Below are 25,306 nucleotides of genomic sequence, written 5' to 3' on the forward strand. Positions count from 1 at the left end.
GAGGAGCCTGTCAGCGGCCCGGTCATGCGGGCAAAGACAGAAATGAGGGTTCCCATGCGTTTGTGGCATAGGCTCGGGTGCCGTGGATCTCGTCAGTGCCTGTCGCGTGTTCGTGCACGTCAGTGAGCGCGGCAGCTTCACGCTCGGTGCCGCGGCGGCCCGGGTGCCGCAGTCCGTGGCCAGCCGGCGGATCGCGGCGCTGGAACGGCACTTCGGGGAGCGGCTCTTCGACCGCACGACGCGGCGCGCCACGCTGACCGTGTTCGGGCGGGACATGCTGCCGTCCGCGAAGCGGCTGGTGCGGCTCGCGGAGGCGATGGAGTACGACGCCGAGCGGGCCAGGCTGCGGCCGTTCGGTCTCGCGGTGCCCCAAACCTGCCCGGTGCGGCGGCTGGCACTGCTCGACGCGGCCGCCCGGGACCAGGGCACCGTCCTGGACCTGCGCCCCGCGGGGCCTGCGGAACGCGCGGAGCTGCTGCGCTCCCACGACGTGCGCGCCGCGCTCCTCGCGCTGCCCCGGGACGAGGCCGACTGGACCGTGCCGCTCGGTGTCGCGTCCCGGGCCGGTGGCGACGCGCCGGTCAAGCCGCTGCGGCTGGAGACCCTGCGGCCCGGACGGGCGCAGCACGGGTTCCGACGGCTGCGGATCCAGCCGGAGGACGACGTGCCGCACATCCGGGACCGGCTGGAGCAGCTCGGCCACCGGGCCGCGCTCGTCCCGGCCCAGATCACCGTCGCCGCGTCCCTGGTCGAGGCGGTGTCGGAGACGCTGCGTACGGACGACCTCCTGCTCTGCCCCCAGCCACAGGCGGCGGAACTGGGGCTGCGGTGGCGTCCGCTCGCGGGCGAGGCCGTCGTGCGCGGGTACGGGGTCGCGGCGCTGACGGGCGACGACGCGGAACGGGTGCGCGAGGGTCTGGGGGCGCAGGTGGCACGGGCGCTCGGCGCGACGGCAGACGGCGGGACGGCGGGCGGCGTGGAAGGGAACGGCGCGCCGGCGGACGGCGCGGCAGAGGACGGCGTGCGGCGGAACGGCGCGGAGGAGGACGGCGGTTGAGTACCGAACGCGTGGTCAGGCAGGCGCGGGGGATGCTCGCCGACGCGGGTCTGTCGGGCTCCTTCCTGGTCCGGGACCTGTCGACGGGCGAGGAGATCGGCGTCGACGCGGACCGGGAGTTCCCCGTCGCGTCCCTGGTGAAGGTGGCCCTCGCCGTCGCCGTGCTGGAACGGGTCCACCGCGGGGCGCTCGACGGCGCCACGACGGTGGAGGTGGCCCCCGGGCAGGTCACCTCCCCGGGGCCGACCGGACTCAGCCGGTTCCGGCACCCCGCGCGGGTGGCCGTGGACGACCTGCTCTACCTGTCCACGTCCGTCAGCGACAACGCCGCCGCGGACGCCCTGTTCGACCTGGTACCGCCCGCCGAGGTGCACCGGACCGTACGGGAGGCGGGCGTCACCGGTCTCGCGGTACGGCACCGCATGCGCGACCTGGCGAAGACCATCGCCGAGCGGCTCGGGCCCGATGACGCGCACCTCGCCCACTCGCTGGCGATCGGGTCCCGGACGGCCGGCGGCGGGCATCCGGTCCCGCAACTCGACGTGAGCCGGGCCAACTCCGGTTCCGCGCGGGCCTTCGCCGACCTGCTCCAGGCACTGTGGACGCCTTCGCGCATCCCGGCCGAGGTGGCCGGCCGGGTGCGCTCCCTGATGGGCCAGAACATCATCCGGCACCGGCTGGCGCCCGACTTCTCCTCCGACGCCTCGACGTGGTCGTCCAAGACCGGCACCCTGCTGAACCTCCGGCACGAGGCGGGCGTGGTCGAGCACGACGACGGCGACACGCTCGCCGTGGTCGCGCTGACCGAGTCCACGGTCCCGGCCGTGCTCCAGCCGGCCGCCGAGGCGCTGATGGCCCGGGTGGCACGCACCCTCCACGACCACCTGCGCGGCGGATGACGGCAGTACCCTTCCCCGGACGACCGGACGCCCGGCCCGGCCGGCCGGTGACCGCCTCAGGGCGCCGGGTCGGGTGACGCGGTCCAGCGCAGCGTCATGTGGTGTTCGAACATGTCCCCTTCGAGGGCTGCGTAGCCGACGACCTCGGTCCGCCCCGATCCCGGTCGAGTACGCCGTCCTCGTGGCGATCGCCCTGCCGCTCACGGTCGCCGCCCACGAACTGCTGGTCCGCCGCACCCGGGTGACCCGTTTCCTGTTCGGGATGCGCGCCTGGACGCCCCGGCGCCGCTCACCGCGGCGGCTGCCGGAACCACGGACGTGACCTTTTCCGTCTCATGGCGCGACCAAGGAGGCGGCAGGTGTTCGCGTGGCTTCCGCTCTGGCTGGTGCTGCTGGTGTGGCTGTCCGCCGGGGTGGCCGGTCGCGCGCTGTGGAAACGCCGCCGGCGTCCGCCACGGCATCTGAGCTGGTGGGTGCCGGGCGCGTGCCTGGTCGCGCTCGGGTACGCCCACACGCTCGCCTACGGGTTCGCGCTGACGCGGCCCGCGGAGATCTGCGGGCCGCGGACCCTCGACGACGACTACCCGCTGCGGCAGGCCCGTGCCGACGTGTTCCCCCCTGACCTGTCGTGCTGCTGGTCGGACTCGTCGGTGTACGGACCGAGCCGTCCCACGGCCGCCGGCACCTGGCTGATGTGGTGGGGCGCGGCGCTCCTGGTGGCGGGGACGGTCGCCTGGGCGACCGCCCTGCCGTCCCGCGCGCCGCGCCGGGCCAGAGCGGGACTGGTGCTGGCGCCCGCGGTGGCCGCCGTCCTGTGGGTCGCATAAGTGTCGCCGCTCAAGGGGATGTCGGCCACGGATCTGCACCACGCGTGCTTCCGGTGGCAGGTGGCCCCTCCGCACTCGGCACCGTCCGGTGAGGTCGCGGCCACCGACCGCGGCCTGCTGCCTCCGCACGTCGACTGCGTCTTCACCGACGGCACCACGAGCCTCGTCCCCTTCGCCTCCCTCGGACTGCGGTCCTGCCGCGCCGCGTTCCTCGGCTGCTGTGCGGCGCTCCGGCTCCTCAGGTCTCCGCCTCTCGCGGGCCGGTGAAGCGGGGGCGCGGGCCGCGCCGCACGGGCCACGTCGAGGGCCCGCCCGCCGCCGTCACACCCGTACGGGCGTCTTCCCCCCGTCCGCCGCCGGTACGTGCTCCAGCGTGGTCAGACTGGGATGCCCCGCCAGTTCCCGGTCGGTCAGGAAACGCGCCAGCACATCGCTGAAGTCCTTGGGCCGCTCCAGGTGGACGACGTGTCCGCTGCCCTTCATCGTGGTGAACACCGCGCCGGGGATGCTCTGTGCGACCGCACGGGCGCGCTGCGGCGGGCACAGCCGGTCGTGCTCCCCGCTCACGCACAGCGCCCGCACTCCCCGGATGCCTTCCGGGTGGTCGAAGGGGTGCCGCAGCAGGCGGTCGTTGGCGGCGGCGTAGCGCTCCACGTCGTGCGGGTCGGCGGCCTCCAGGACCCGGCGCAGCACCTCGGCCGCGCTGTGCGGATGCGCGGCCAGGCACTCCGGGCGCCGGCACACCAGCAGGTCGACCGCGCGCCGCGCGAACTCGGCCATGTCGCCGGTCCGCAGCAGCCGGCTCATCGCCTCCACCGTGGCCCGCGCGTCCCCCGGCAACGAGGGCGTCGCCCCCACCAGGGCCAGCCGGGCCACCCGTTCGGCGTTGCGGTGGGCGTAGCGGTAGGCGATGGCGGTGCCGTAGGACACGGCGATGATGTTGACCCGTTCCAGGGCGAGTTCGTCCAGGAGGTGTCCCAGCGCGTCGCCCATGAAGTCGAAGCCGTACTCGGCCGGCAGGTCGTCCGCGGTGCCCAGTCCCGGCAGTTCCACGTTAACCAGGGTCGCCGCCCGCGCCCACGGCCGCTCGGAACGCCGGTTGGAATGCATGGTCTGATAGGCCCCGCCCAGGACCACGACCGGTTCCGTTTCGGCTGCCGGCTGCTCCACCACCCGGCAGCCGAAACGGAACCCTTCGAAGACACTGTGATGGATGAACTCCACGTCTGCTCCCGCACCTGGTCGTCACGCTTTACCGGCGGTCAACGAGCCGGGCCCGTCTCGGTCACTGCGACGGGCCCTGCCGCGCGGGAAGCAGGGCGCGAACCTCTCCCGGGAGGACGTACCGGGCCGGGTCCGGACCTGGCGTGACGCCATGGGCGCGCTGGTCGCGCCCGAGACGGGCGATCACTGACCTCCGGGAACGCCGCGCTGGCGACCGGTGCGCCGGCGCTCGCGCGCAGGCGCCGGGCTGCGTCACGCCGATGACCGCGCCGACGGACTCGCAGGAGACCCGCAGGACCCCGCGGGCCGGCCGGGTGGGCGGTGATGCCGGCCCTCCCCTCACGCGTCCGCCCCTGCCGCACGGCGGAGCCGGCCAAGAACGCGTGAGGGCGGCGGCGCCCGCGGTCAGCCGCCGTGCACGGTGAGCCGGTAGCCCTCCGGGCCGGTGAAGGAGAACATCGGGCCGAACGGGCTGTCCTGGAGAGGGCCGACGTCCGGCGTGTCCGCCGCCAGGAGCCGGTCGCGCACCGCGGCGGCGTCCGGGGTGCGCAGCCACAGCGCGACACCCAGGCCGGGGCGCGCGTCACCGGTGAGGTCGACGCCCGGCAGCGGCTCGCGGACGGCGAACGCGATCGGGCTGGTGGCGAAGACGACCGCGCCGGGCGGCGAGGCGGGGGCCCGGCGCAGGCCGAGGCGCTCCTCGAAGAACGCGGCCGCGGCGGGCACGTCCCTCACCTGGAGGGCGACGAAATCGGGACCTTCGGCGGCGGTGGCCGGCATGGTTCCTCCACGGGAACAAGAGAGAGATTGATGTCAGGACTTTGACATCACCGACTGTAGGCACCGCTCCTCCCGCATGTCAAAATGCTGACATGGAAGACCACGCACCCGTACCCTCGCCCCATCCGGCCAAGGACGTCACCGAACACGTGGGGTACCGCCTCAAGCGCGCCGCCGCCGCCCTGCGCGGCGCCATGGACCGGGCCCTGCGCGAGCACGACCTCACCGTGCCGCAGTACTCCTGCCTGGAACTCCTCGACGAACAGCCGGGCCTGTCCAACGCCGACCTGGCCCGCGGCACCTTCGTCACCCGGCAGTCGGCCAACGTGGTCCTGCGCGGCCTCATGGACGCGGGTCTCATCACCCGGGCGGCCGGCGCCGAGCACGGCCGGGCCCTGCCCGTCCACCTCACCCCGGCCGGGCGGCAGCGCCTGCACGCGGCCCGCGGCGCCGTCTACGCCATCGAGGAACGCATGATCGAAGCCATCCCCGGCCAACGCCTCGCGGCTCTCCTGGCCGACCTCGACACCATGGCGGCGGCACTGGGCGAGTGAGCCGGGTCCGACGTGCGCCCGGGGCGGTCTGCCCGGATGCTGGGGGGAGTGCCGGCCACGGTGGTCCCGCCGTGGTGCTCCACGGCTACGGAAAAGCTACGGAACGGACGGGTACGGCTCATGGACAAGGCGCGTCTGGTCGCAGCGGCCTCCGAGGCGACCGCCGGGCACGGCGGCGAACGGCCGCTGGCGCCGGAGGAGGTCGGCAGGGTCTTCGACGCCGTCTTCGGCACCGTGGAGCGGCCCGGCGCCATCGCCCAGGCCCTGCGCCGCGGTGAGACGGTGTCCCTGGGCAGCTTCGGCGGCTTCCACAGCGAGGACGGCACCGCGGCCTTCCGGCCGGGCACCGCCCTCACCGAGTATCTGCGCGACCACGTCCGCTGACCCGGCCGGCCGTGCGCTACGGCCGGTCGGCGTACCCGCCCCCGGCGCCCCGGGCCCGGTCCGCCGGGCGGTGCGCCCCGGCCTCCCACAGGCACCAGGTGGACCACAGCAGCAGGACCAGGAAGGCGGCCAGCAGGGCCAGCAGCAGGACCGTCTGCCGCGCCGACCCGTCGCCCGTGACCACGCCGAACAGCAGGCAGAAGGACCAGGCGGCCACCCCGCCCGTGTACACGGCCCTGAGCTGCCGCAACTGAGCCACCGAACCCATCGTCACCCTTCCGGCCGTCCCGTCACCGTCGTCCTCCCGGTACCCCCGATCCTCCTGCTGCAACGTGCGTACTACAGCGTGCGTTCCAGACGGTCCGTCATCAGCTTGACGAAGCGCGCGGGTTCCTTCGGCTGGCCGCCCTCGGCGAGCACCGCCAGGCCGTGCAGCAGTTCGGCGGTCTCCACGAGGGAGGTACGGTCCTCACGCTCGGTGTACGCCTCGTTCAGGCCCTTGACCACCGGGTGGTCGGGGTTGAGCTCCAGGATGCGCTTGGTCTCCGGCACCTCCTGGCCCATCGCCCGGTACATCTGCTCGAGGGCGGGGGTCATCTCGTGCGCGTCGGAGACGACGCAGGCCGGGGAGACGGTGAGCCGGGACGACAGCCGCACGTCCTTGACCTCCGCGCCGAGCTGCTCCTTCAGCCAGCCGAGCAGGTCCGCGTAGTCGGCGGTCTGCTTCTCGCGCTCCTCCTCGGACTTGCCGTCGCCGTCCGCGCCGAGGTCGATGTCGCCCTTGGCGACGGACTTCAGCGGCTTGCCCTCGTACTCCCCCACCGCGTCGGCCCACACCTCGTCGACGGGGTCGGTGAGCAGCAGCACCTCGATGCCGCGGTCCCGGAACGCCTCCATGTGCGGGGAGTTCTCGATGGCCTGCCGGGACTCGCCGGTCATGTAGTAGATGGCGTCCTGGCCGTCCTTCATCCGCTCCAGGTAGCTCTTCAGCGTGGTCGGCTCGTCCTCGGAGCCGGTGGTGGCGAAGGAGGCGACGGCGAGGATGGCGTCCCGGTTGTCGGAGTCGGTGACCAGCCCCTCCTTCAGGACCGCCCCGAACTCCCGCCAGAAGGTGGCGTACTTGTCCGGGGAGCCGGTCATCAGCTCCTTGACCGAGGACAGGACCTTCTTCGTCAGCCGGCGCTGCATCAGCTGGATGTGCCGGTCCTGCTGGAGGATCTCGCGGGAGACGTTGAGCGACAGGTCGGCCGCGTCCACGACGCCCTTGACGAAGCGGAGGTAGGGCGGCAGCAGCGCCTCGCAGTCGTCCATGATGAAGACGCGCTTGACGTAGAGCTGTACCCCGCGCCGGTAGTTCTGGGTGAACAGGTCGTGCGGGGCGTGGGAGGGGAGGAACAGCAGGGCCTGGTACTCGAAGGTGCCCTCGGCCTGGAGGCGGATCGTCTCCAGCGGTTCGCGCCAGTCGTGGCTGAGGTGCTTGTAGAGCTCGTGGTACTCCTCGTCGGACACCTCGTCCCGCGAGCGGGCCCACAGGGCCTTCATGGAGTTCAGCGTCTCGGGCTCCGGCGTCGCACCGTCCTCGCCGGCTTCCGGCACCATCCGGACCGGCCAGGTGATGAAGTCCGAGTACCGCTTGACGATCTCGCGGATCTTCCAGGCGGAGGTGTAGTCGTGCAGCGCGTCCTCGGAGTCGGCCGGCTTCAGGTGCAGGGTGACCGAGGTGCCCTGCGGCGCGTCCTCGACCGTGTCCAGGGTGTACGTGCCCTCGCCGCGCGACGACCAGCGGGTGCCCTGCGTCTCGCCGGCCCGCCGGGTCACCAGGGTCATCTCGTCGGCGACCATGAACCCGGAGTAGAAACCCACGCCGAACTGGCCGATCAGCCCCTCGGCGTTGGTCTCGTCCTTGGCCTCCCGCAGTTCCTGGAGGAACTTGGCGGTCCCCGAGTTGGCGATCGTGCCGATGAGCTGTCCGACTTCGTCGTACGACATCCCGATGCCGTTGTCCCGCACCGTGAGGGTACGGGCCTCCTTGTCGGTCTCGATCTCGATGTGCAGGTCGGACACATCGGCGTCGAGCGTGTCGTCGCGCAGCGCCTCCAGGCGCAGTTTGTCCAGCGCGTCGGAGGCGTTGGAGACGAGCTCGCGCAGGAAGACGTCCTTGTTCGAGTAGACCGAGTGGATCATCAGCTGCAACAGCTGACGGGCTTCTACCTGGAACTCAAACGTTGCGGCCGGCATGGTTGCTGGGCACCTCACAGGTCACTGCTCCGAGAACTGACGGAGACACTGTAAAGCAGCCGGTCACACCGTACGTACCGGGCACCTCAGGCGGCCAGCGGCCGGGGCACCGCGCGCGCCGGGGAGACCGGCGGGACCGGCGTCCGCACCGGCGCGGCCGGGACGCGGGAGGGCGGCGCCGGGGCGCCGGCGGGGCGGACGCGGTACGTGGTCTTGCCGGGGTCCACCAGCGGCCCGTCGAGCGCGATACGGCCCCCGGCGTACAGCTCCTCGCAGACCGCGCTCGGCAGGGCGACGTAGCAGCCGCCCCGCTTGGTCCGGGAGTCGTACGGCTGCCAGTAGCCGTAGCGGCGGCGCCCGCCGGCGTGCACGGTGACGAAGACCGGGGTGCGGGGGTCGGCGATGACGCGGAGCACGCCGGCGCCGTCCGCCTCGAACGGCACGGCGGGGTACGGGGCGTCGGGCCGGTAACTGGGCGTGGCGACCCGCAGGGCGCCCTGGTGCCTGGCCGGGGAACGGCCTGCCGTCCTGCCACCGCGCACGGGCGCACCGGTATGGTCCGTCGCCGCGCGCGAGGCGGACGGGACGACGGTCGGGGCCTGGGCGAGGACGGAAGACATCAGCGAGCGCCTTTCACGGACAGGAACGCAAGATCACCTGCCCAATCCAATCAGATGTTGATCTCATTTACCCAACTTTCCGTCCCTCATGTTCTGTTGATCGCGCGGCGTGCGCCGCACGGCCCCCTCGGTGCTCTCCCGGAGCACGAGCCGGTGGGCCACGACCAGGTCCTGGGGCGACCGGACGCCGGCCGCGGCGGCGTCCGCCGGGGCCGGGTCCGCGGCCTCGTCCATCCGGCGCAGCAGCAGTTCGACGGCGATCCGGGCCACCGCCGCCTTGTCGGGGGCGACGGTGCTCAGCGTCGGTGTGCTGAACCGTCCGCCCTCCACGTCGTCGAAGCCGATGACGGCGACGTCCTCGGGCACCCGCAGCCCGAACTCGTACAGGGTGCGCAGCGCGCCCAGCGCCAGCTGGTCGTTGAGGCAGAGCAGGGCGTCGGGCCGGTTCCCCGCGCCGAGCGCCCGGGCCACGGCGTCGGCTCCGTCGGGCATCCGGAAGGAGGGCACGGGCAGCAGCGCGGCCGGGTCGAAGGCGAGGCCCGCCGCGGCGAGGGCCGCGCGGTAGCCGCGGGTGCGGGCTTCCGCGGTGCCCAGGCCCGCGTCGTCCCGGCCGCCGACGGCCCAGATCACCCGGCGCCCCAGGCCGATGAGGTGCTCGGTCGCCTCCCGCGCGGCCCGCTCGTTGTCGATGGCCACATGGTCCGCGCCCTCCTCCAGCAGCTCGCCGAGCAGCACGGTCGGCGGGGCGCCGGCCCGGTCGCGCAGATCGTCGGCGGTCAGCGCGAGCGGGCTGAGGATGACCCCGTCGACGAAGGTGGAGCCGAATCCGGCCAGCGCCGCCAGTTCGTGGTCGCGGTCGGCGCCGGTCTGGTGGATGAGGACCGTCAGGGCGCGCTGCTCGGCCTCGCGGATGACGTGCCGGGCGAGTTCGGCGAAGTAGGGGACGTCGAGTTCGGGGACGACCAGGGCGATGATGCCGGTGCGGCCCTTGCGCAGGTGGCGGCCGGCCAGGTTGACCTTGTAGCCGAGCTGGTCGATGGCCTCCTGGACCACCCGCCGGGTGCGCTCCGAGACATGGACGTAGTCGTTGATCACGTTGGACACCGTCTTCTCGGACACCCCGGCGTGCCGGGCGACGTCCTTGATCCTGGGCCGTACCACCGCAACCTCCCCGTCCCTCGTCGGCCCCGAGTGTAGATCGCGGCAGGCCGAGGACCGGCGGGGCGGTCCCCCGCCCCCTCTCCCCCGCCGCGGTGTCCCCCGCCTCCGGCCATCCGTCGCGGACTCTTTACAGCCAATGTACATCGATGTAAAAACGTGCCACCGCACCGCGTCAGCCGGTGCGCGCCCCGCCTGCCGGACCCGGCGGGGGCCACGCGCCCCGTGGTCCCCCGCCGCTGCGGCACGCGTGTCCGGCCGTCGAAAGGTCAATGATGACTGCGCGATCCCCTGTCCCCGCGCCGCCCGCGGCGGCGTCCGATCCGGCCCGCGGCCTGACCCGCCGCCGTCTGCTGGGCACCGGCCTGGCCGGGGCGGGCGCGCTGCTCGCCACGGGCTCGCTGGCCGGCTGCGCCTCCCCCGCCTCGGCCTCCGGCGCCTCCGCACTGAGCGTCTGGGACCTGTTCCAGGGCGGCGACGGCCTGCTGATGGACGACATGATCAAGGCCGTGTCGGGCGGTTCGCGGGGCTTCGACGTCGACCGGACGATCCTCGACTGGGGTCCGTCGTACTACACGAAGCTGGCCATGTCGGCGGCCGGCGGACGGGCCTCCGACGTGGCCGTCCTGCACCTGTCCCGGCTGGCCGGCTACGCGCCCGGCGGCCTGCTCGACCCCTTCGACCTGGACGTGCTCGCCGAGTTCGGGGTGACGGAGCGGGACTTCACCCAGGCGGTGTGGAGCCGGACCCGGCACGACGGCACCGTCTACGCGATCCCGCTGGACATCCACCCGTTCATCGTCTTCTACGACAAGGACGCCGCCGACAAGGCGGGACTGCTCGACTCCTCGGGCGAACTGGCGCCCATGGGGTCCCCGGAGGCGATGCTGGACGCCGGCAAGGCGCTCGCCGAGGCGACCGGCCAGGCCGGCGTCGTGTTCGGCCACGTCAACGACACCGCGCAGAACTGGCGGCTGTTCGCGGGCCTCTACGCCCAGACCGGAGCCGAGTTCACCCTCCCGGACGGCGGCCCGCCGCAGATCGACGTCGACGCCGCGATCCGGGTCGTGTCGTTCCTGCAGCAGCTGTTCGACGGCCGGACCAACCCCAACGACCTGGACTACTACGCGGGCCTCACCATGTTCACCGGCCGCCGCGGCGGCATGGCCATGCTCGGCGAGTGGGAGCTGCCGACGCTGAAGAAGTCCGGCTTCCCGCTCGGCGCCGCGCCCTTCCCGCAGGTCTTCGACCGGCCCGCCGTGTACACCGACAGCCACAGCTTCGTCCTTCCGCACCAGGACGACCCCGACCCGGCCCGGCGGCGCGAGGCCCACCGGTACGTCGCGTCGATCATCAAGCAGAGCCTGACCTGGGCGAGCGCCGGTCACATCCCGGCGTACCAGCCCGTCCTCGCCGAGCCGGAGTACGCCGCCCTGAGGCCGCAGTCCTCGTACGCGGACGCCGGGCAGGTGGCGGTGCTCGATCCGCCGAACTGGTTCGCCGGGGCCGCCTCGAACTTCCAGATCCGGATGTGCCAGCCGCTCCAGTCGGCGCTGCTGGGCGACACCACCGCCGAGAAGGCGGTGCGGCAGATGGTCCGCGAGGCCGACACGCTGCTGAAGCAGCCCGACCCGGTGGCCTGACCGGCAGAAGGAGTGACCCACGTGACCACCACCGCACCCCCCGGCGGCGACCTGCGCACCGGCTCGGACCCGGCCCGCGCGGACGGCCCCCGCCGCACCGGCCGGCGCCGCGGCCTCGGCTCTCCCGGCTCCGGCCTGGTCTTCGTCCTGCCGTTCCTGCTGCTGTTCGCGCTCTTTCTCGTCTGGCCCCTGGTACAGGGCCTGTGGATGAGCTTCACCGACTCCTCGCTGACGCTGCGCGACACGTCCTTCGTCGGCTTCGACAACTACGCCGAGGCGTTCGGCGACCCGGACGTGTGGAGCAGCCTCGGCAACACCGTCTTCTTCACCGTGATCTCCAGCGTGCCGCTGGTGCTGATCGCGCTGGCGATGGCCCTGCTGGTGCACAGCGGGATCGCCGGGCAGTGGGCCTGGCGGCTGGCGTTCTTCGCCCCCTATCTGCTGCCGGTGACGGTGGTGACCCTGATCTGGACCTGGCTGTACCAGCCGGATCTGGGCTTCGCCAACCAGCTCCTGGACACCCTCGGCATGAAGCCCGTCGGCTGGCTGTCCGACGAGTCGGTCGCCATGTGGTCGATCGCCGCCCTGACCGTGTGGTGGACGGTCGGCTTCAACTTCCTGCTCTACCTGTCCGCTCTCCAGTCCCTGCCGACGACCTTCGACGAGGCCGCGGCACTGGACGGCGCGGGCGCGTGGCGCCGGCTGTGGTCCATCACCCTGCCGCAACTGCGCCGGACCACCGCGCTGGTGGCCATGCTCCAGGTCCTCGCCTCGCTCAAGGTGTTCGACCAGATCTACATCATGACCAAGGGCGGCCCCAACGGCTCGACCCGCCCCGTCCTGGAGTACGTGTACGACGTCGGCTTCACCGGTTACCGGCTCGGTTACGCCTCGGCGGTCTCGTACCTCTTCTTCGCGCTGATCGTCGTCGTCTCGCTCGTGCAGCTCCGCCTCTTCCGCCAGGAGGACTGACCGTGTCCGCTACCGCAACGCCCCCGCGCCCCCGGCGTCCCCGGGAGGCGGCCGGCTCTCCGCTGCTCCTCGGCCACGGCCGGCTGCCCCGTGTGCTGGCCGGGACGGCGCTCGTCGTCCTGGCGGCGGTCTGGCTGCTGCCGTTCGGGTGGGCGATCGCCACGTCCGTGCAGAGCGAACAGGACGTCTCCCAGCCCGGGCTCTCCCCGGTCAAGGGCGCCTTCACGCTGGACGCCTACCGGCGGATCCTGGAGCGCGGGGACGTGCCCGTCTGGGCGTTCAACAGCTTCCTGATCGCCGGCCTGGTCACCCTCGTCACCGTGGCCGTCTCCACACTCGCGGCGTACGGCTTCTCGCGGGGCACGTTCCACGGGCGCCGGGCGCTGCTCGCCGTGACCGTGGCCGCCATCATGGTCCCGCCGCAGCTGCTCATCGTCCCGCTGTTCCAGCAGATGCTGCTGTTCGACCTGGTCGACACCTACGCGGCGGTGATCCTGCCGCAGGTGGTCGCGCCCATGATGGTGTTCATCCTCAAGCGGTTCTTCGACGGCATCCCCCGGGAGCTGGAGGAGGCGGCCCGGATCGACGGCGCCTCGGAGTTCCGGGTGTTCCGGTCGGTCGTGCTGCCGCTGTCGCGGCCGATCGTGGCGGCCGTGTCGATCTTCGTCTTCATCGGGGCGTGGAACAACTTCCTGTGGCCGTTCATCGTGACCAACGACTCGGACCTGATGACCCTGCCGGTCGGACTGGCCACGGTGCGCGACTCGCACGGCGTCCAGTACGTGCCGGGGATGGCGTCCGCGCTGCTGGCCGCGCTGCCGCTGATCGTGGTGTTCCTGTTCTTCCAGCGCCGCATCGTCGACTCCGTGGCCACCACCGGCCTCGGCGGTTCCTGACCGGTTCCTGACCGGTTCCTGACCCTTTCCCTCCGCTCTGCCCGATCGATCCACTGGAGCATGTGTGCCCACTCACTCCGTACCGCGCCCGGAGTACCCGCGACCGCAGTTCACGCGCCGCGACTGGCTCAATCTGAACGGCGCCTGGCAGTTCGAGACCGACCGGGGGGACAGCGGCCTGGAACGCGGTCTGCTCGGCCGGGAACTGCGCGGCGAGATCCTCGTGCCCTTCCCGCCCGAGTCCGAGCTGTCGGGCATCGGTGACACCGACTTCCTGCACGCCGTCTGGTACCGGCGGGCCCTGACCCTGCCCGCTCAGTGGGCGGGACGCCGGGTGCTGCTGCACTTCGGCGCGGTCGACCACGACACCACCGTGTGGGTGAACGGCGAGGAGGCCGCCCGGCACCGCGGCGGCTTCACGCCGTTCACCGCCGACCTCGGTGACATCGCCGGAGCGGGCGAGGAGGTCGTGATCACCGTCCGGGCCCGGGACCCCAAGTCCGGTCCGCAGGCCCGCGGCAAGCAGGCCGTCCAGTACGCCAACCACGACTGCAACTACACGCGGGTGACCGGCATCTGGCAGACCGTGTGGCTGGAGCCGGTGCCCGACGTCCATCTGCGCCGCCCCCGGATCACCCCGGACCTCGCCGGCAGCGCCTTCCACCTCGAACTGCCGCTGTCCGCCAACCGCCCCGGCCACCGCGTACGGGCCGTGCTGACCGACGGCGACGGCGAGGTGAGCCGCGCCGAGGCCCGCGCCGACCTCGACCTCGCCCCGCGCCTGCACCTGCCGGTGCCCGAGGACCGGCGCCGCGAGTGGGGACCGGGCGACCCGCACCTGTACGGGCTGCGGCTCGAACTCCTCGACGCCGCCGGTGACATCGTCGACAGCGCCGGGAGTTACGCCGGTCTGCGCGCCGTAGGCCTGCGCGGCAAGGCCGTCCTCCTCAACGGCCGCCCGGTCTTCCAGCGCCTCGTCCTCGACCAGGGCTGGTACCCGGACGGGCTGATGACCGCGCCGACCGACGAGGCACTGGTCCGGGACATCGAGCTGGCCCTGGAGGCGGGCTTCAACGGCGCCCGGCTGCACCAGAAGGTCTTCGAGGAGCGCTTCCTCTACCACGCCGACCGCCTCGGCTACCTGGTCTGGGGCGAGTTCGGCGACTGGGGCTGCGAGACCGGCGGCTCCTCGGGCGACAACCAGAAGCCCGACGCCTCCTACGTCGCCCAGTGGCTGGAGGCCCTGGAACGGGACTACTCCCACCCGTCGATCATCGGCTGGTGCCCGCTCAACGAGACGTACCAGAAGCTGCACGACCGCATCACCCAGCTCGACGACGTCACCCGCGCGATGTTCCTGGCCACCAAGGCGATGGACACCACCCGGCCGGTGATCGACGCCTCCGGCTACGCCCACCGGGTGGCCGAGACCGACATCTACGACTCGCACAGCTACGAGCAGGACCCGGCGGCCTTCCGGCAGCAGATGTCGGGGCTGGCGAAGGACGAGCCGTTCGTCAACGCCTACGAGAACGGCGCCGCCTACTCGCAGCCGTACCGGGGACAGCCGTACTTCGTCAGCGAGTTCGGCGGCATCTGGTGGGACCCCGAGGCGGCGGCCGAGCTGTCCGGCGAGGACCGCACCCAGTCCTGGGGTTACGGCGAACGGGTCCGGGACGAGGACGAGTTCCACGCCCGGTTCAGCGGCCTGACCGAGGTGCTGCTGAGCGACCCGAACATGTTCGGCTACTGCTACACCCAGTTGACGGACGTCTTCCAGGAGCAGAACGGCGTCTACCGCTTCGACCGCTCCACCAAGCTCGACGTCACCCGGGTGCGCGCCGCGCAGCTGCGGCCGGCGGCCATCGAGGAGCAGGCGTAGGAGTGTGAGAAAGGGGGGCGGGGCCGCGGCCCCGCCCCCCTTTCTCATGCCCGCACCAGCCGCCAGATCTGCGGCTGGAGCCCGTTGCAGGTGTACTGCTGGACGTTGGCACCGGCCGTCCGCGAGCCCTGGGCCACGTCCAGGCACTGCCCGCTGGAGCGGACGACCGCGCGGTAGTAGCCCCGGCCTACGTTCTCCAGCTTCCAGTCCTGGGCGGCGGCCGCGTTGCAGTACCACTGGCGGACGTTGGCGCCCGCGGTGGCCGAGCCGTTCTCCACGTCCAGGCAGTAGCCGCTGTTGCGGCCGGTGAGCGTGAAGTACCCGGTGCCGTGGGCCTTGACGGTCCACTGCTGCGGGCCGAGGCCGTTGCACGTCCACTGCTGGACGTTGCCGCCTGCCGTGCGGGAGTCGGCGGCCACGTCGAGGCACTGCCCGCTGTTGGCGTTGACCAGCCGGTACACCGCCCCGTCGACGACTCCCGCGGCGTCACCGGTGCCGGTGACGGAGCCGGTGGCGTAGTACGGCTTGCAGACCGTGCCGTCGAAGTCGGTGGCGATCTGGAGCACCGTCCGGCCGTCGGCGGAGGGCAGCAGCGGGGAGCTGTAGTTCTGGCAGTAGTTGATCTGCGGGTCGGGCACGTCGACCGGCGCCTCGATCTCGTACCAGGGGCCGCTGCCGTTCTCGGTGTTGGCGAGGACGGTGCGGCCGCTCTCGGCGGCGACGCTGCCGTCCTTGTTCAGCAGTCGCTGCCCGATCAGCAGCAGCCGTCCGTTCGCGCCGCCGCCGGGGTCCGGTGCCCAGGCGATGGTCGGCGTGGCGCGGAAGTACTTGCCGTCGACCGTCTCGGGGCGGACGCCCAGGTCGGTGACGCTCCCCCAGTTCCAGCCGTCGGCGGAGGTGCGGTAGTGCACCACGCACTGGTACTGGCCGCCGGGGGTGCAGATCTCGTAGCTCATGAAGTAGGTGCCGTTGGGCAGCTCGCGGACGACCGGCATGCCCGGCCGGTCGGTCTGCACACCGCTGGCCACGGTGTCGTGGCGGCCCTGCCAGGTGACGCCGTCGTAGCTGCGTACGGCGACGAGTTTCTGGCTGTGCGCGGAGTCCGTCTCGTCGGAGTAGTGGCAGACCAGCGCGCCGTCCGAGGCGATGGAGAACTCCGGTTCCCACAGGCCGCCGGTGCCGGTGGCGACGGCGCACGAGGAGAGGTAGGACCAGGTGCGGCCCACGTCGTTGCTCCGCCAGATGCGCAACGCCATCCGGCGGTCCGTCTCGTCCTGTCCGGCCGAGGAGGCCCAGAGCAGGGTGCCGGCGGGCAACGCGCCGACCTGCCGGGGCAGTTCGAAGAGGGTGGTGCAGCACAGCCCCTGGCCGGACGTCGACTCGGGGTCCGAGACCCGGCCGACCTCACGGAAGGTGGCGCCGTTGTCGGTGCTCTCGTGGATGGCGCCGATGCCGTTGTTTCCGTCGAAGGTGACGACACTGGCGAGGATCCGGCCGTTGGCGGCGCCGCTGTGGGCGAGGCGGACGGCGCGCGGGTACAGGCCGGTGCCGTCGCGCAGCGGGGTGCCGGTGGCCGCGGTGGAGACGGCGTCCGTCGTGGAGGCGGCGGGGGCCGCTTCGGCGGGCGCGGCGAGCACCAGGCTCGCCAACGCGACGGCGAGGGCGAGCAGCAGGGCGTGGGGGCGGCGGCGTCCGAGGGCGTGGAACAGGCGGAGCATCAGCGGGTTCTCCTCTCCTGCGGGCTTCCCGGGACCTGCTGGGAAGCGGAACGCGCGTCAGGTTAGAGCCGCGTGTACATCGATGTAAATACGCGTGCACAGGGGGAAGTTCCGTGGCGCGTGTGCCGAGGGGCCGACGGACGACGGGCGCCGGGGCGCCGGCAGCGCGGGAGGCGGTGGCCGCCACCGGCTGGGCGGCCGGGCCCTGATCAGCCGTGCCGCTCCAGCCGTACGCGGCCGCCGGTGCCGGTGCCGGTGCCGGTGTCGGTGTCGGTGTCGTCGTCGGTCAGGAAGGCGGCCAGCGCCCGGCCCTCCTCGGTGACGTCGGCGCGCTCCGCCGGGGAGAGGGTCCTGAGCGGGGTGACGACGAGGGTGCCGTGGTCCATGGACCAGGTGGCGGAGACCCGGCCGTCGACCAGGACGACCCGTTCGCCGGCGACGGACAGGCCGCGGTGGGCGTCGTCGATGACGCGGGTGCGGTCGTGGTAGCCGAGGATCGCGTTGTCGAACGCCGGCAGGAACCGGACGGGTGCGGGGGTGTCCGGGTCGGGCCGCGGCGCGTCCGGGAGGTCGAGGAGTTCGCGTCCCCGCTCGTCGCGGAAGGCGACGAGTTCGTCGCGCACGGCCTTGACGGCGGCGGGCAGTCCGGTCAGGCCGCACCAGGCGCGCAGGTCGGCGGAGGCGGCGGGTCCGTAGGCGGCCAGGTAGCGGCGGACCAGGGTCCGGCCCACGGGGTCGGAGCCGTCGGCGGGGAGCGGGTCGGGCTCCCGTCCCAGCCAGGTCGCCAGCGGCAGGTTGCGTACGCCCGCCTTGGCCCGCCACAGGCCGCGCGGGGGCAGTTGGACCATGGGGACGAGGGCGGCGACGAGCAGCTCGCCCAGGACCCGGCGGGGCGGCCCGGGCCAGCGGCCGTCGAGGGCCTGGACGAGTTCGGCCATGGTGCGGGGCCGGCCGTCGGCCAGCACCGCCCGCCCGGCCGCCGCGACCTCCTCCAGGTCGAGGCCGGCGAGTTCGGCGCGGTAGGTCGTCACGACCCGCTGCCGCAGCATGCTGTCGTGCCGGGCGCGCCAGGCCAGGGCGTCGGCGGCGGCCATGAGGTGGACGGTGCGGCGCATCAGGTGGGTGCGTACGGCCGTGCGCCGCGTCAGCAGTGTGTCCAGGTGCGCGGGCCGGAAGGCCCGTGTCCGCGACCAGAGTCCGGTGAAGGGCTCCTGCGGTTCCTGGGCCTGCATGCCGCACAGGTGGGTGATGACGTCGAGGGCGGGGGCGGTGGTCCGGTCGAGCAGGAACTGCCGGGCGAGGGTGGCGCGGTTCAGGGCGCGGGTGTCGAGGACGGTCGTCATGGTCTCAGGCCGCGGCCCGCTCGCCGGCCGGGCGCCTGCGCAGGGCGGGGCGGGTGAGGGACGGCGGGGTGTAGGACACGTCGATGGGGCCCACGTCGGTGCCGAGCGGGACGATCTCGTCGATCCGGTCGAGGACGTCGTCACCGAGCGTGGTGGCAGCGCCCGCGAGGAGGTCGTCCAACTGCCCGGCGGTGCGGGGGCCGATGATGGCGGAGCTGACGTCGGGGTGGGCGGTGGCGAAGGCCATGGCCAGGCGGGGCAGTGACAGACCGGCCTCCTCGGCGACGGCGGCCAGCCGCTCCACGGCGTCGAGTTTGCGCTCGTCGGTGAGGTGTCCGGGGACCCAGCGCATCCTCTGGTTGTCCGGCCGCGGGTCGCCCTTGCGGTACTTCCCCGTCAGCAGTCCCATGGCCAGCGGGCTCCACACCAGGACGCCCATGCCGTACGTCCGGCAGACCGGCAGCACCTCGCGTTCGATGCCGCGGTTGAGGAGGGAGTACGGGGGCTGTTCGGTGCGCGGCCGTTGCAGTGCGCGCCGCTGCGCCGTCCACTGCGCCTCGACGATCTGTGACGGCGGCAGGTTGGAGGTGCCGATCGCGCGGACCTTGCCGGCGCGCACCAGGTCGGTCAGCGCCGACAGGGGCTCCTCGATGTCGGTCGTGGGGTCGGGGTGATGGAGCTGGTAGAGGTCGATGTGGTCGGTCCGCAGGCGGCGCAGCGACTGTTCCACCTCGGCGATGATCCAGCGCCGGGAGCTGCCGCCGCGGTTGGGGCCCTCCCCCATCCGGCCGTTGACCTTGGTGGCCAGCACCACGTCGTCGCGCCGGCCCTTCAGCGCCTTGCCGACGATCTCCTCGGTCTCGCTGTAGCCGTAGACGTCGGCGGTGTCGATGAAGTTGATCCCGGCGTCCAGTGCCCGGTGCACCATCCGGGCGCAGTCCTCGTGGTCGGGGTTGCCCAGCTTGCCGAACATCATCGTGCCCAGGCAGTAGGCGCTGACCTGGATGCCGGTGCGGCCCAGCTCACGCATTCTCACAGCGGTGGTTCCCTTGGTTCGCGGCGGAAGGGGCGGAGGGGGCGGGGGGGGGGGGGGGCGGCCCGCCCCCCCCCCCCGGGGGGGGGGGGGGGGGGGGGGGGGGGGGGGGGGGGGGCCGGCCGGCCCGCCCCCACCCCGCGGGTGGAAGGGGGAAGGTCAGCCGTTGTACGGGGCGGCGACGTCCAGCACCCAGACGACGCCGAAGCTGTCCTTGAGCATGCCGTACAGCGGTGCCCAGGCGGAGGGCGCCAGCGGCTGGACGACGGTCGCGCCGGCGGACAGCTTCTCCCACAGGCCGGTGATCTCGTCGGCGTCGTCGCCGCGCACCGAGACGAAGACGGGGTTCTCGCCCGGGTGGTACGGCATCGCGGACGGCACGTCGTAGGCCATGACGTGGAAGCCGTTGTCCGCGGTCACCTGGCCCCACATCACCCAGTCCGCCTCGGCCTGGACGGGGACGTTCCCGGTGTCCTTGTAGGTCACCGCGACGACCTGGCCGCCGAAGACGGAGGAGTAGAAGTCGAGCGCGGCGCGGGCGTCGCCCCGGAAGTTGAGGTGGGTCGTGGTCTTGATGGACATGGGGGCTCCTGGCCTGTGGTTCCGTGTGCGCTTTCGGACCGGACGCCGGTCGGTGGCGGTCGGTGACAGTCCTTGTCGGACCCCGGCCGGCGTCGGTAACCTCACACTCGCAGGGGTAGCGGACAGGAAGTGTCCGCTACCCGGGAGAGAATGTGTCCCATGCCGAAGACGTCCGCTCGACTGCTCGCGCTGCTCTCGCTGCTCCAGACCCGCCGCGACTGGCCCGGGGAGGAACTGGCCGGCCGACTCGGCGTGAGCGCGCGCACGGTCCGCCGCGACGTGGACCGGCTGCGGGAACTCGGCTACCCCGTCACGGCCGTCAAAGGACCCGACGGCGGCTACCGCCTCGACGCCGGATCGCAGCTGCCCCCGTTGCTGTTCGACGACGAGCAGGCCGTCGCCCTCGCGGTGGCGCTCCAGACGGCCACCCTGACCGGCGCGGGTGTCGCGGAGGCCGCCGCCCGCGCCCTCACCACCCTCCGGCAGGTGCTGCCGGCCCGGCTGCGGCACCGGATCGCCGCGCTCCAGGTGACCGTGGTCGCTCCGCCCGAGGCCGAGCCGGTGCAGGCGGACAGCGGGGTGCTGATGGAGATCAGCGGTGCGATCCACGCCCGTGCGGAACTGCGCTTCGACTACACCACCGCCTCCTCCCCCGCCCCGGGCCCGGAGGCCACCGGCGCGGCACGGCGCCGGGTGCAGCCCCACCACCTGATCGCCTGGCGGGGCCGCTGGTACCTCCTCGCCTGGGACCTGGACCGCGAGGACTGGCGCACCTTCCGCGTGGACCGCGTCCTTCCGCGCACGCCGACCGGCCCCCGCTTCACCCCGCGCGAGGTGCCGGGCGGTGATGTGGCCGCCTTCGTCGCCGGACGGTTCCGCGGCTCCGACGGTCCGGCCGCCTGGCCCTGCCGGGGCGAGGCGGTCCTGGACGTGCCCGCAGCCTCCGTCGCTCCCTACGTACAGGACGGAATGGTGGAGGCGCTGGGCCCCGGCCGCTGCCGGGTGGTGCTCGGCTCCTGGTCGTGGATGGGCCTGGCCTCGGCGATGGGCCGGTTCGACGCCGGCCTCCACGACGTCCGGCCCGCCGAGCTGCGGGAGGCGTTCGCGCTGCTGGCCCGCCGCTGTGCCGTCGCGGCCGGCGAGGAGCCGGGCGCGTCGCCGGCGGAGTGAGCGTGCGGCGGGGCGATGTCAGTGGTGCGTGCCAGACTCCGCAGGACCCCGGCCGCCCCGGGGCCCCGGACCGGAAGGCGGACCATGAGCGACACGCCCGTACCCCAGCACTACGCACCCCGTTGGGCCGACGACGCCCGCCCCGCGCTGCCCTCCGTCGGCACCGAGCGCGAGACGCTCCGCGTGTTCCTGGACTGGCACCGGGCGACGTTCGAGCAGAAGTGCTCCGGCCTGTCCGCCGAGCAGTTGTCCACACGGTCGGTGCGGCCGTCCGGGATGTCCCTGCACGGCTTGGTGCGGCACCTGGCCGGTGCCGAACGGTGGTGGTTCCGCATGCAGTTCGCCGGGGAGGACATCCCGATGCTGCATTACTCCGACGACGACCCGAACCAGGACTTCGACCGGCTCGACGGCGACCCCGAGGAGGCATTCGCCGTCTGGCGCGCGGAGTGCGAACGGTCGCGGCGGATCGCCGCCGCCGCGGCGACGCTGGACGAGACGGGCATCCGTGCGCGTACCGGGGAGCCGGTGTCGCTGCGCACGATCATGGTGCAGATGATCGCGGAGTACGCCCGGCACAACGGTCACGCCGATCTGCTGCGCGAACGCCTCGACGGCGCCGTCGGGATGTGACACGGCCGGCACCGCCACGACCCCTTGCACCAAAGGGCAGGAGAACGTGCCCGACAGCACCCGGAGAGAGCCTTCGCAAGGGCGTCCGGAAAGCGCCTCCGCGATTTACTTTTCGTCAAAAGGAAGGGTCGCAGCCCCTCTTGAGGTGCTCATTCCCGGGCCTCCCGGGCTGCGCCGTCACGAATCGGTCATAATTCGTTGCAAGTCGTTCACACGCAATCATTCTGCATCTCAGTTGTTCATCTGACGGCTGGTAACGTGCCCGCCGTTCCACCCCACAGAACGATGTACCCGATCTCTGGATTTCCTTTATGACTGGTACGCCAGAAGAAACCCCCACGAACACCTTCTCCCCCGGCGGCAGCCGCCGGCACCGCAAGGCGAGAGTGAGCCGCGTCGGCGCGCGCCGGGCCCTCGTGCTCGCGATGGCCGTGCCGGTGGCCTCGGCCACGCTGGCCGGCACGTCGGCGTTCGCCGCCGACAGCGCCTCCGCGACGGCGGTGCAGGGCGTCTCGGTCGACGGCCTCGACGCCGACGACGCGCAGTTGGTGAAGAACCTCACCGAGCGCGTCGCCGACGAACGCCTGGGCTCCGACGTCAGCGGCGTGGTCCTCGACGCCGACTCGGACACCGCCCTGTGGGACCACAACGGCTCCACCGCGCTCATGCCGGCCTCCAACGCCAAGCTCGCCACGGCGACCACCGCCCTGACGCTGCTGGGCGCGAACCACGAGTTCACCACCAAGGTCGTCTACGGCGACGGCACCCTCACCCTGATCGGCGGCGGTGACCGCACCCTCACCAGCGACGACCTGGCCGAGATGGCGAAGACGGCGGTCGACGGCCTCAAGGCCGCGGGCGTCACCGACGTCAAGGTCCGCGTGGACGACAGCCTGTTCGCCGAGCCGACCCTGGCCAACGGCTGGAACGAGGGCTACTACCCCACCGAGGTGGCCCCGGTCCGTTCACTCGTCGTCGACGGCGCCGCGGTGAACGACACGTCCATCGACGCCGGCAACGTCTTCGCCGAGAAGCTCGCGGCGCAGGGCGTCACCGTCACCGGCGAGGTCAGCCGGGCGACGGCGAAGCAGTCCGACGTGCCGGTGGCGCAGCACAAGTCGGCGCCGCTGTCGTCGATCGTCAAGCAGATGCTCAAGACCAGCGACAACAACATCGCCGAGACCCTGCTGCGGATGACCGCCGTGGAGCTGGGCAAGCCCGCCACCTTCGAGGGCGGCGTCGAGCTGGTCCGCCAGGTGCTCAGCTCGTACGGCATCTCGCTCGACAACTTCGAGATGTACGACGGCAGCGGTCTCTCCCGTGCCGACCGCATCCCGGCGGCCACCCTCGCGCAGCTCCTCGACTCGATCACCGAGGCCCCCGCGCTCAGCTCGATCCTGGACGGTCTGCCGGTCGCCGGCGAGGCCGGTGCCAGCCTCGGCCCGGAGTGGGGACGCTTCGACGACCCCGACTCCGAGTGCGCCGTCGGCAAGGTGCAGGCGAAGACCGGCACCCTCACCGGGGCCATCGCGCTGAGCGGTGTGACGCGGACCGAGGACGGCGAGTGGCGGATCTTCTCGTTCATCGAGAACAACTCCACGGCCGCCCCGGCCGACATCAAGGACGCCATGGACGGCCTCGCCGCCACCGTGAACGGCTGCTGGGCCTGAGCCGCCGTACCTGAGGGAGACACCTCACCCCGCACGGCCCGTCTGCGCGTCGCCCACCGGCGGCGCGCAGACGCGTGAACCCGGGGCCGCTTCCGCTCGTTGACTCCGCGACAGCTCTCCACGCACACGACCGTTCGAGGAGTTTCAGTGAAGGATCTCGCGGACTCGACCGAATCGATGGAGCAGCTCGCCACGGTGTGGCGGGCCATGGTCCTCGACCGCACCCCGGGGGCAGACGTACGTGACCTGCCGGGCATCGCCGTCCGCTGGGCGGACAGCCGCTTCGCCTTCTGGAACTGTGTCACGCTGACCGAGGTGAAGGCCGACGCCGCCCTGCTGGCCCGGCGGCTGGCCCAGGCCGCCGACGTCATGCGGTCCAAGCGGCACCCCGGTTTCCTCTGGCTCTTCGAGGACCTCCTGGACGACGGGGCCCGCGCGGCCCTGGACGACGCGGCCGGCCGGGCGGGGCTCCGGCTCGCCTTCCCCGGCACCGGCATGGCCGGTGACCTGCTGCCCGTGCCCGACCCCGGCCACCCCGACCTGACGTTCGTACGCGTGAGCACCGACGACCACCTGACGGCCTACGCGGACCTCAACTCCCGCGCGTACGGCTTCCCGCTGGACGAGGGCCGCGACGGGCTGGCCGGCTCCGCGCTCTGGAAGAACGACGTGTACGCCTATCTCGCCCTGCGGGAGGGTGTCCCGGTGGCCTGCGCCGGGGCCGTGCCGGCCGACGGCCGTCTCTTCGTGGCACTCGTCGCCACGGACCCGCAGTGGCAGCGCCGTGGTTACGGCGAGGCCGTGACCAGGAAGGCGCTGCACGAGGGCGCGCGGGCCACCGGGCTGACGCGGGCGACGCTGCACGCGACGGAAGCCGGTGCGCCCGTGTACCCGCGCATCGGCTTCCGGCCGAACTCACCGATCCGCTTCTACGCGCTCGGCGGCTGACGTCTCAGCGGGCGGCGAGGGTGATGCGCGTGACGCGGTCCTCGCCGCCCGGCCCGGAGGCCGACTTGTCCAGGACGTAGGCGGTGCCGTCGTCGCGCACGTGGACGTGGTTGGGGAGCGCCGCGGTGGCGATGGTCTCCGTGACGGTGCCCGGCCGCGGGACGACGACGGAGACGGTCGCGGCCAGCCGGTTGACGACCAGGACCCGGCCGGAACACGGGTCGGTGGCCACGGACTTGGCGCCCTCGCCGGTCGTCATGGACCGGGTGACCGCGCCCTTGCGCAGGTCGACGACCGACACCGTGCCCGCGCCCTGGTCGGCGGTGTAGGCGGTACGGCCGTCGGCGGAGAGCGCGACCGAGAGGGGGCCGTCCCCGGTGGGGGCGGTCCGCGGGACGTCGGACCGGGGGGTGATGCTCAGGATGCGGTCGTGGGTGAAGTCGGCGGCGTGGACGGTGCCGGTCCGCTCGTCCAGCGCCAGTCCCGTCGGACCGGCCCCCTCCACCGTGACGCGCCTGACCTCTTGGTACGTACGGCTGTCGAAGGCGACGACGGAGCCGCTGCCGTAGGCGCTCGCCCACACCAGGTCGCGCTCCTCGTCCACGACGACCTCCCGCGCGTGCGCGACGCCGGGCACGGTCGCCAGGTGCCGTCCGGTGCGCTGGCTGTACACGGCGACGCTGTCGTTGCGGGTGTTGGTGACCCACACCGTGTTGTGCTCGTCGTCGACGTCGATGCCGTAGACCGCCTCGATGGTGCCGTCGGTCTCGTCGAGCGGGGCGTCGTAGGCCGCCTCCACCGCCAGGGTGTCCGGGTCGAGCCGCACCAGCTGCGACCGGGTGACCGCCGCCGGGGGCTGCCCCACCGACGCCGTCGCCCACAGCACGTCGTTGCGCTCCGAGTACGCGGACTGGTACAGCCCCTGGACCAGCGGTGCGGAGGTGACGGACGAGGCGGGCGCCGCGGCCTCGGCGCCGGCCGGCACGAGTGCGCCGGCCAGCGCGAGAACCGCGGCGCCCGCGGCGGTCAGGGGGACACGTCGGTGGAGGGTAGGCATGTGTGCGGTCTTTCTGCG

At 72.8% G+C, this 25,306-nt stretch carries 26 protein-coding genes; 15 read left to right on the top strand and 11 right to left on the bottom strand.

Annotated elements, in window-relative coordinates:
* Positions 1-82 precede the first annotated feature (82 nt).
* From ACIQR3_RS05240 to ACIQR3_RS05260, 5 genes are all read left to right on the top strand, one after another.
* Complete coding sequence (locus ACIQR3_RS05240) at positions 83-1,057, top strand: LysR family transcriptional regulator (RefSeq protein WP_403534359.1); 975 nt, start codon at positions 83-85, stop codon at positions 1,055-1,057.
* Positions 1,054-1,956 (top strand): serine hydrolase, encoded by a 903-nt coding sequence (locus tag ACIQR3_RS05245; protein ID WP_403534362.1) that lies wholly within the window; start codon positions 1,054-1,056, stop codon positions 1,954-1,956. Before ACIQR3_RS05240 ends, ACIQR3_RS05245 begins: the two co-directional genes overlap by 4 nt.
* A 181-nt stretch (positions 1,957-2,137) precedes the next feature.
* Positions 2,138-2,278 carry a hypothetical protein gene (locus tag ACIQR3_RS05250; protein ID WP_403534365.1) on the top strand — a complete coding sequence of 47 codons (141 nt, stop codon included), beginning with the start codon at positions 2,138-2,140 and terminating at the stop codon, positions 2,276-2,278.
* A gap of 37 nt (positions 2,279-2,315) precedes the next feature.
* The gene (locus ACIQR3_RS05255; protein WP_403534366.1) at positions 2,316-2,783 is read left to right on the top strand and encodes a hypothetical protein; all 468 of its coding nucleotides are present in this window, start codon (positions 2,316-2,318) and stop codon (positions 2,781-2,783) included.
* An 18-nt stretch (positions 2,784-2,801) separates the two neighbouring features.
* Entirely contained in the window at positions 2,802-3,050 is a 249-nt protein-coding gene (locus ACIQR3_RS05260) for a hypothetical protein (RefSeq protein ID WP_403534368.1), read from the top strand.
* A gap of 54 nt (positions 3,051-3,104) precedes the next feature.
* Here ACIQR3_RS05260 and ACIQR3_RS05265 read toward each other — a convergent pair whose 3' ends face one another.
* Together ACIQR3_RS05265 and ACIQR3_RS05270 are read right to left on the bottom strand one after the other, a co-directional pair.
* Positions 3,105-4,007, bottom strand: a complete 903-nt coding sequence (locus tag ACIQR3_RS05265) for an alpha/beta fold hydrolase (RefSeq protein WP_403534371.1) — start codon at positions 4,005-4,007, stop codon at positions 3,105-3,107.
* 405 nt (positions 4,008-4,412) lie between these two features.
* Complete coding sequence (locus ACIQR3_RS05270; RefSeq protein ID WP_403534373.1) at positions 4,413-4,787, bottom strand: VOC family protein; 375 nt, start codon at positions 4,785-4,787, stop codon at positions 4,413-4,415.
* 92 nt (positions 4,788-4,879) lie between these two features.
* Here ACIQR3_RS05270 and ACIQR3_RS05275 point away from each other — a divergent pair, with 92 nt between their 5' ends.
* Both ACIQR3_RS05275 and ACIQR3_RS05280 read left to right on the top strand, forming a co-directional pair.
* Entirely contained in the window at positions 4,880-5,341 is a 462-nt protein-coding gene (locus ACIQR3_RS05275) for a MarR family winged helix-turn-helix transcriptional regulator (RefSeq protein WP_403534376.1), read from the top strand.
* Between the two features lie 120 nt (positions 5,342-5,461).
* Positions 5,462-5,725, top strand: a complete 264-nt coding sequence (locus ACIQR3_RS05280) for a hypothetical protein (protein ID WP_403534379.1) — start codon at positions 5,462-5,464, stop codon at positions 5,723-5,725.
* A 16-nt stretch (positions 5,726-5,741) separates the two neighbouring features.
* On the opposite strand, the gene ACIQR3_RS05285 is transcribed toward ACIQR3_RS05280, so the two are convergent.
* The 4 genes from ACIQR3_RS05285 to ACIQR3_RS05300 form a co-directional block, all read right to left on the bottom strand.
* On the bottom strand, positions 5,742-5,984 hold the full coding sequence (locus tag ACIQR3_RS05285) for a hypothetical protein (RefSeq protein ID WP_403534381.1): 243 nt from the start codon (positions 5,982-5,984) through the stop codon (positions 5,742-5,744).
* Between the two features lie 80 nt (positions 5,985-6,064).
* Positions 6,065-7,963, bottom strand: a complete 1,899-nt coding sequence (htpG, locus tag ACIQR3_RS05290; protein WP_403534383.1) for a molecular chaperone HtpG — start codon at positions 7,961-7,963, stop codon at positions 6,065-6,067.
* A gap of 86 nt (positions 7,964-8,049) precedes the next feature.
* The gene (locus ACIQR3_RS05295; protein WP_403534386.1) at positions 8,050-8,583 is read right to left on the bottom strand and encodes a cell envelope biogenesis protein OmpA; all 534 of its coding nucleotides are present in this window, start codon (positions 8,581-8,583) and stop codon (positions 8,050-8,052) included.
* A gap of 63 nt (positions 8,584-8,646) precedes the next feature.
* On the bottom strand, positions 8,647-9,744 hold the full coding sequence (locus tag ACIQR3_RS05300) for a LacI family DNA-binding transcriptional regulator (protein ID WP_403534389.1): 1,098 nt from the start codon (positions 9,742-9,744) through the stop codon (positions 8,647-8,649).
* 272 nt (positions 9,745-10,016) lie between these two features.
* Here ACIQR3_RS05300 and ACIQR3_RS05305 point away from each other — a divergent pair, with 272 nt between their 5' ends.
* The 4 genes from ACIQR3_RS05305 (at position 10,017) to ACIQR3_RS05320 (ending at position 15,134) form a co-directional block, all read left to right on the top strand.
* On the top strand, positions 10,017-11,384 hold the full coding sequence (locus ACIQR3_RS05305; RefSeq protein ID WP_403534392.1) for an extracellular solute-binding protein: 1,368 nt from the start codon (positions 10,017-10,019) through the stop codon (positions 11,382-11,384).
* Positions 11,385-11,405: 21 nt separating this feature from the next.
* A complete protein-coding gene (locus ACIQR3_RS05310) occupies positions 11,406-12,356 on the top strand; it encodes a carbohydrate ABC transporter permease (protein ID WP_403534395.1) in 951 nt (316 codons plus the stop codon).
* Positions 12,357-12,358: 2 nt separating this feature from the next.
* Positions 12,359-13,252: a carbohydrate ABC transporter permease gene (locus ACIQR3_RS05315; protein WP_403534398.1), complete on the top strand. Its 894-nt coding sequence runs from the start codon at positions 12,359-12,361 to the stop codon at positions 13,250-13,252.
* Positions 13,253-13,316: 64 nt separating this feature from the next.
* On the top strand, positions 13,317-15,134 hold the full coding sequence (locus ACIQR3_RS05320; protein WP_403534401.1) for a glycoside hydrolase family 2 protein: 1,818 nt from the start codon (positions 13,317-13,319) through the stop codon (positions 15,132-15,134).
* Between the two features lie 44 nt (positions 15,135-15,178).
* On the opposite strand, the gene ACIQR3_RS05325 is transcribed toward ACIQR3_RS05320, so the two are convergent.
* From ACIQR3_RS05325 to ACIQR3_RS05340, 4 genes are all read right to left on the bottom strand, one after another.
* Positions 15,179-16,852, bottom strand: coding sequence for an RICIN domain-containing protein (locus tag ACIQR3_RS05325; RefSeq protein ID WP_403534403.1), 1,674 nt, complete (start codon positions 16,850-16,852; stop codon positions 15,179-15,181).
* 209 nt (positions 16,853-17,061) lie between these two features.
* Positions 17,062-18,195, bottom strand: coding sequence for a winged helix DNA-binding domain-containing protein (locus ACIQR3_RS05330; RefSeq protein ID WP_403534405.1), 1,134 nt, complete (start codon positions 18,193-18,195; stop codon positions 17,062-17,064).
* Between the two features lie 4 nt (positions 18,196-18,199).
* Positions 18,200-19,231 (bottom strand): aldo/keto reductase, encoded by a 1,032-nt coding sequence (locus ACIQR3_RS05335; RefSeq protein WP_403534408.1) that lies wholly within the window; start codon positions 19,229-19,231, stop codon positions 18,200-18,202.
* 156 nt (positions 19,232-19,387) lie between these two features.
* Entirely contained in the window at positions 19,388-19,810 is a 423-nt protein-coding gene (locus ACIQR3_RS05340) for a VOC family protein (RefSeq protein WP_403534410.1), read from the bottom strand.
* Positions 19,811-19,969: 159 nt separating this feature from the next.
* Here ACIQR3_RS05340 and ACIQR3_RS05345 point away from each other — a divergent pair, with 159 nt between their 5' ends.
* The 4 genes from ACIQR3_RS05345 (at position 19,970) to ACIQR3_RS05360 (ending at position 24,231) form a co-directional block, all read left to right on the top strand.
* Entirely contained in the window at positions 19,970-20,980 is a 1,011-nt protein-coding gene (locus ACIQR3_RS05345; protein WP_403534413.1) for a helix-turn-helix transcriptional regulator, read from the top strand.
* Positions 20,981-21,064: 84 nt separating this feature from the next.
* On the top strand, positions 21,065-21,613 hold the full coding sequence (locus ACIQR3_RS05350) for a DinB family protein (protein ID WP_403534417.1): 549 nt from the start codon (positions 21,065-21,067) through the stop codon (positions 21,611-21,613).
* Positions 21,614-21,924: 311 nt separating this feature from the next.
* Positions 21,925-23,283 (top strand): D-alanyl-D-alanine carboxypeptidase/D-alanyl-D-alanine-endopeptidase, encoded by a 1,359-nt coding sequence (gene dacB, locus ACIQR3_RS05355; protein WP_403534420.1) that lies wholly within the window; start codon positions 21,925-21,927, stop codon positions 23,281-23,283.
* Between the two features lie 177 nt (positions 23,284-23,460).
* Entirely contained in the window at positions 23,461-24,231 is a 771-nt protein-coding gene (locus ACIQR3_RS05360) for a GNAT family N-acetyltransferase (RefSeq protein ID WP_403535427.1), read from the top strand.
* Between the two features lie 4 nt (positions 24,232-24,235).
* Here the strand turns inward: ACIQR3_RS05360 and ACIQR3_RS05365 are convergent, their stop codons facing one another.
* A complete protein-coding gene (locus ACIQR3_RS05365) occupies positions 24,236-25,288 on the bottom strand; it encodes a YncE family protein (RefSeq protein WP_403534423.1) in 1,053 nt (350 codons plus the stop codon).
* Positions 25,289-25,306: the final 18 nt, after the last annotated feature.

Origin of the sequence: Streptomyces sp. NPDC090994, assembly GCF_044768905.1 — a bacterium.
Lineage (GTDB): Bacteria > Actinomycetota > Actinomycetes > Streptomycetales > Streptomycetaceae > Streptomyces.

Bases quoted from the DNA above. Each gene is read 5' to 3' on its own strand.
- ACIQR3_RS05260 (WP_403534368.1), top strand. From the start codon at position 2,802: ATGTCGGCCACGGATCTGCACCACGCGTGCTTCCGGTGGCAGGTGGCC.
- ACIQR3_RS05270 (WP_403534373.1), bottom strand. From the start codon at position 4,787: ATGCCGGCCACCGCCGCCGAAGGTCCCGATTTCGTCGCCCTCCAGGTG.
- ACIQR3_RS05275 (WP_403534376.1), top strand. From the start codon at position 4,880: ATGGAAGACCACGCACCCGTACCCTCGCCCCATCCGGCCAAGGACGTC.
- ACIQR3_RS05280 (WP_403534379.1), top strand. From the start codon at position 5,462: ATGGACAAGGCGCGTCTGGTCGCAGCGGCCTCCGAGGCGACCGCCGGG.
- htpG (WP_403534383.1), bottom strand. From the start codon at position 7,963: ATGCCGGCCGCAACGTTTGAGTTCCAGGTAGAAGCCCGTCAGCTGTTG.
- ACIQR3_RS05295 (WP_403534386.1), bottom strand. From the start codon at position 8,583: ATGTCTTCCGTCCTCGCCCAGGCCCCGACCGTCGTCCCGTCCGCCTCG.
- ACIQR3_RS05305 (WP_403534392.1), top strand. From the start codon at position 10,017: ATGACTGCGCGATCCCCTGTCCCCGCGCCGCCCGCGGCGGCGTCCGAT.
- ACIQR3_RS05325 (WP_403534403.1), bottom strand. From the start codon at position 16,852: ATGCTCCGCCTGTTCCACGCCCTCGGACGCCGCCGCCCCCACGCCCTG.
- ACIQR3_RS05330 (WP_403534405.1), bottom strand. From the start codon at position 18,195: ATGACGACCGTCCTCGACACCCGCGCCCTGAACCGCGCCACCCTCGCC.
- ACIQR3_RS05340 (WP_403534410.1), bottom strand. From the start codon at position 19,810: ATGTCCATCAAGACCACGACCCACCTCAACTTCCGGGGCGACGCCCGC.
- ACIQR3_RS05345 (WP_403534413.1), top strand. From the start codon at position 19,970: ATGCCGAAGACGTCCGCTCGACTGCTCGCGCTGCTCTCGCTGCTCCAG.
- ACIQR3_RS05350 (WP_403534417.1), top strand. From the start codon at position 21,065: ATGAGCGACACGCCCGTACCCCAGCACTACGCACCCCGTTGGGCCGAC.
- dacB (WP_403534420.1), top strand. From the start codon at position 21,925: ATGACTGGTACGCCAGAAGAAACCCCCACGAACACCTTCTCCCCCGGC.
- ACIQR3_RS05360 (WP_403535427.1), top strand. From the start codon at position 23,461: ATGGAGCAGCTCGCCACGGTGTGGCGGGCCATGGTCCTCGACCGCACC.
- ACIQR3_RS05365 (WP_403534423.1), bottom strand. From the start codon at position 25,288: ATGCCTACCCTCCACCGACGTGTCCCCCTGACCGCCGCGGGCGCCGCG.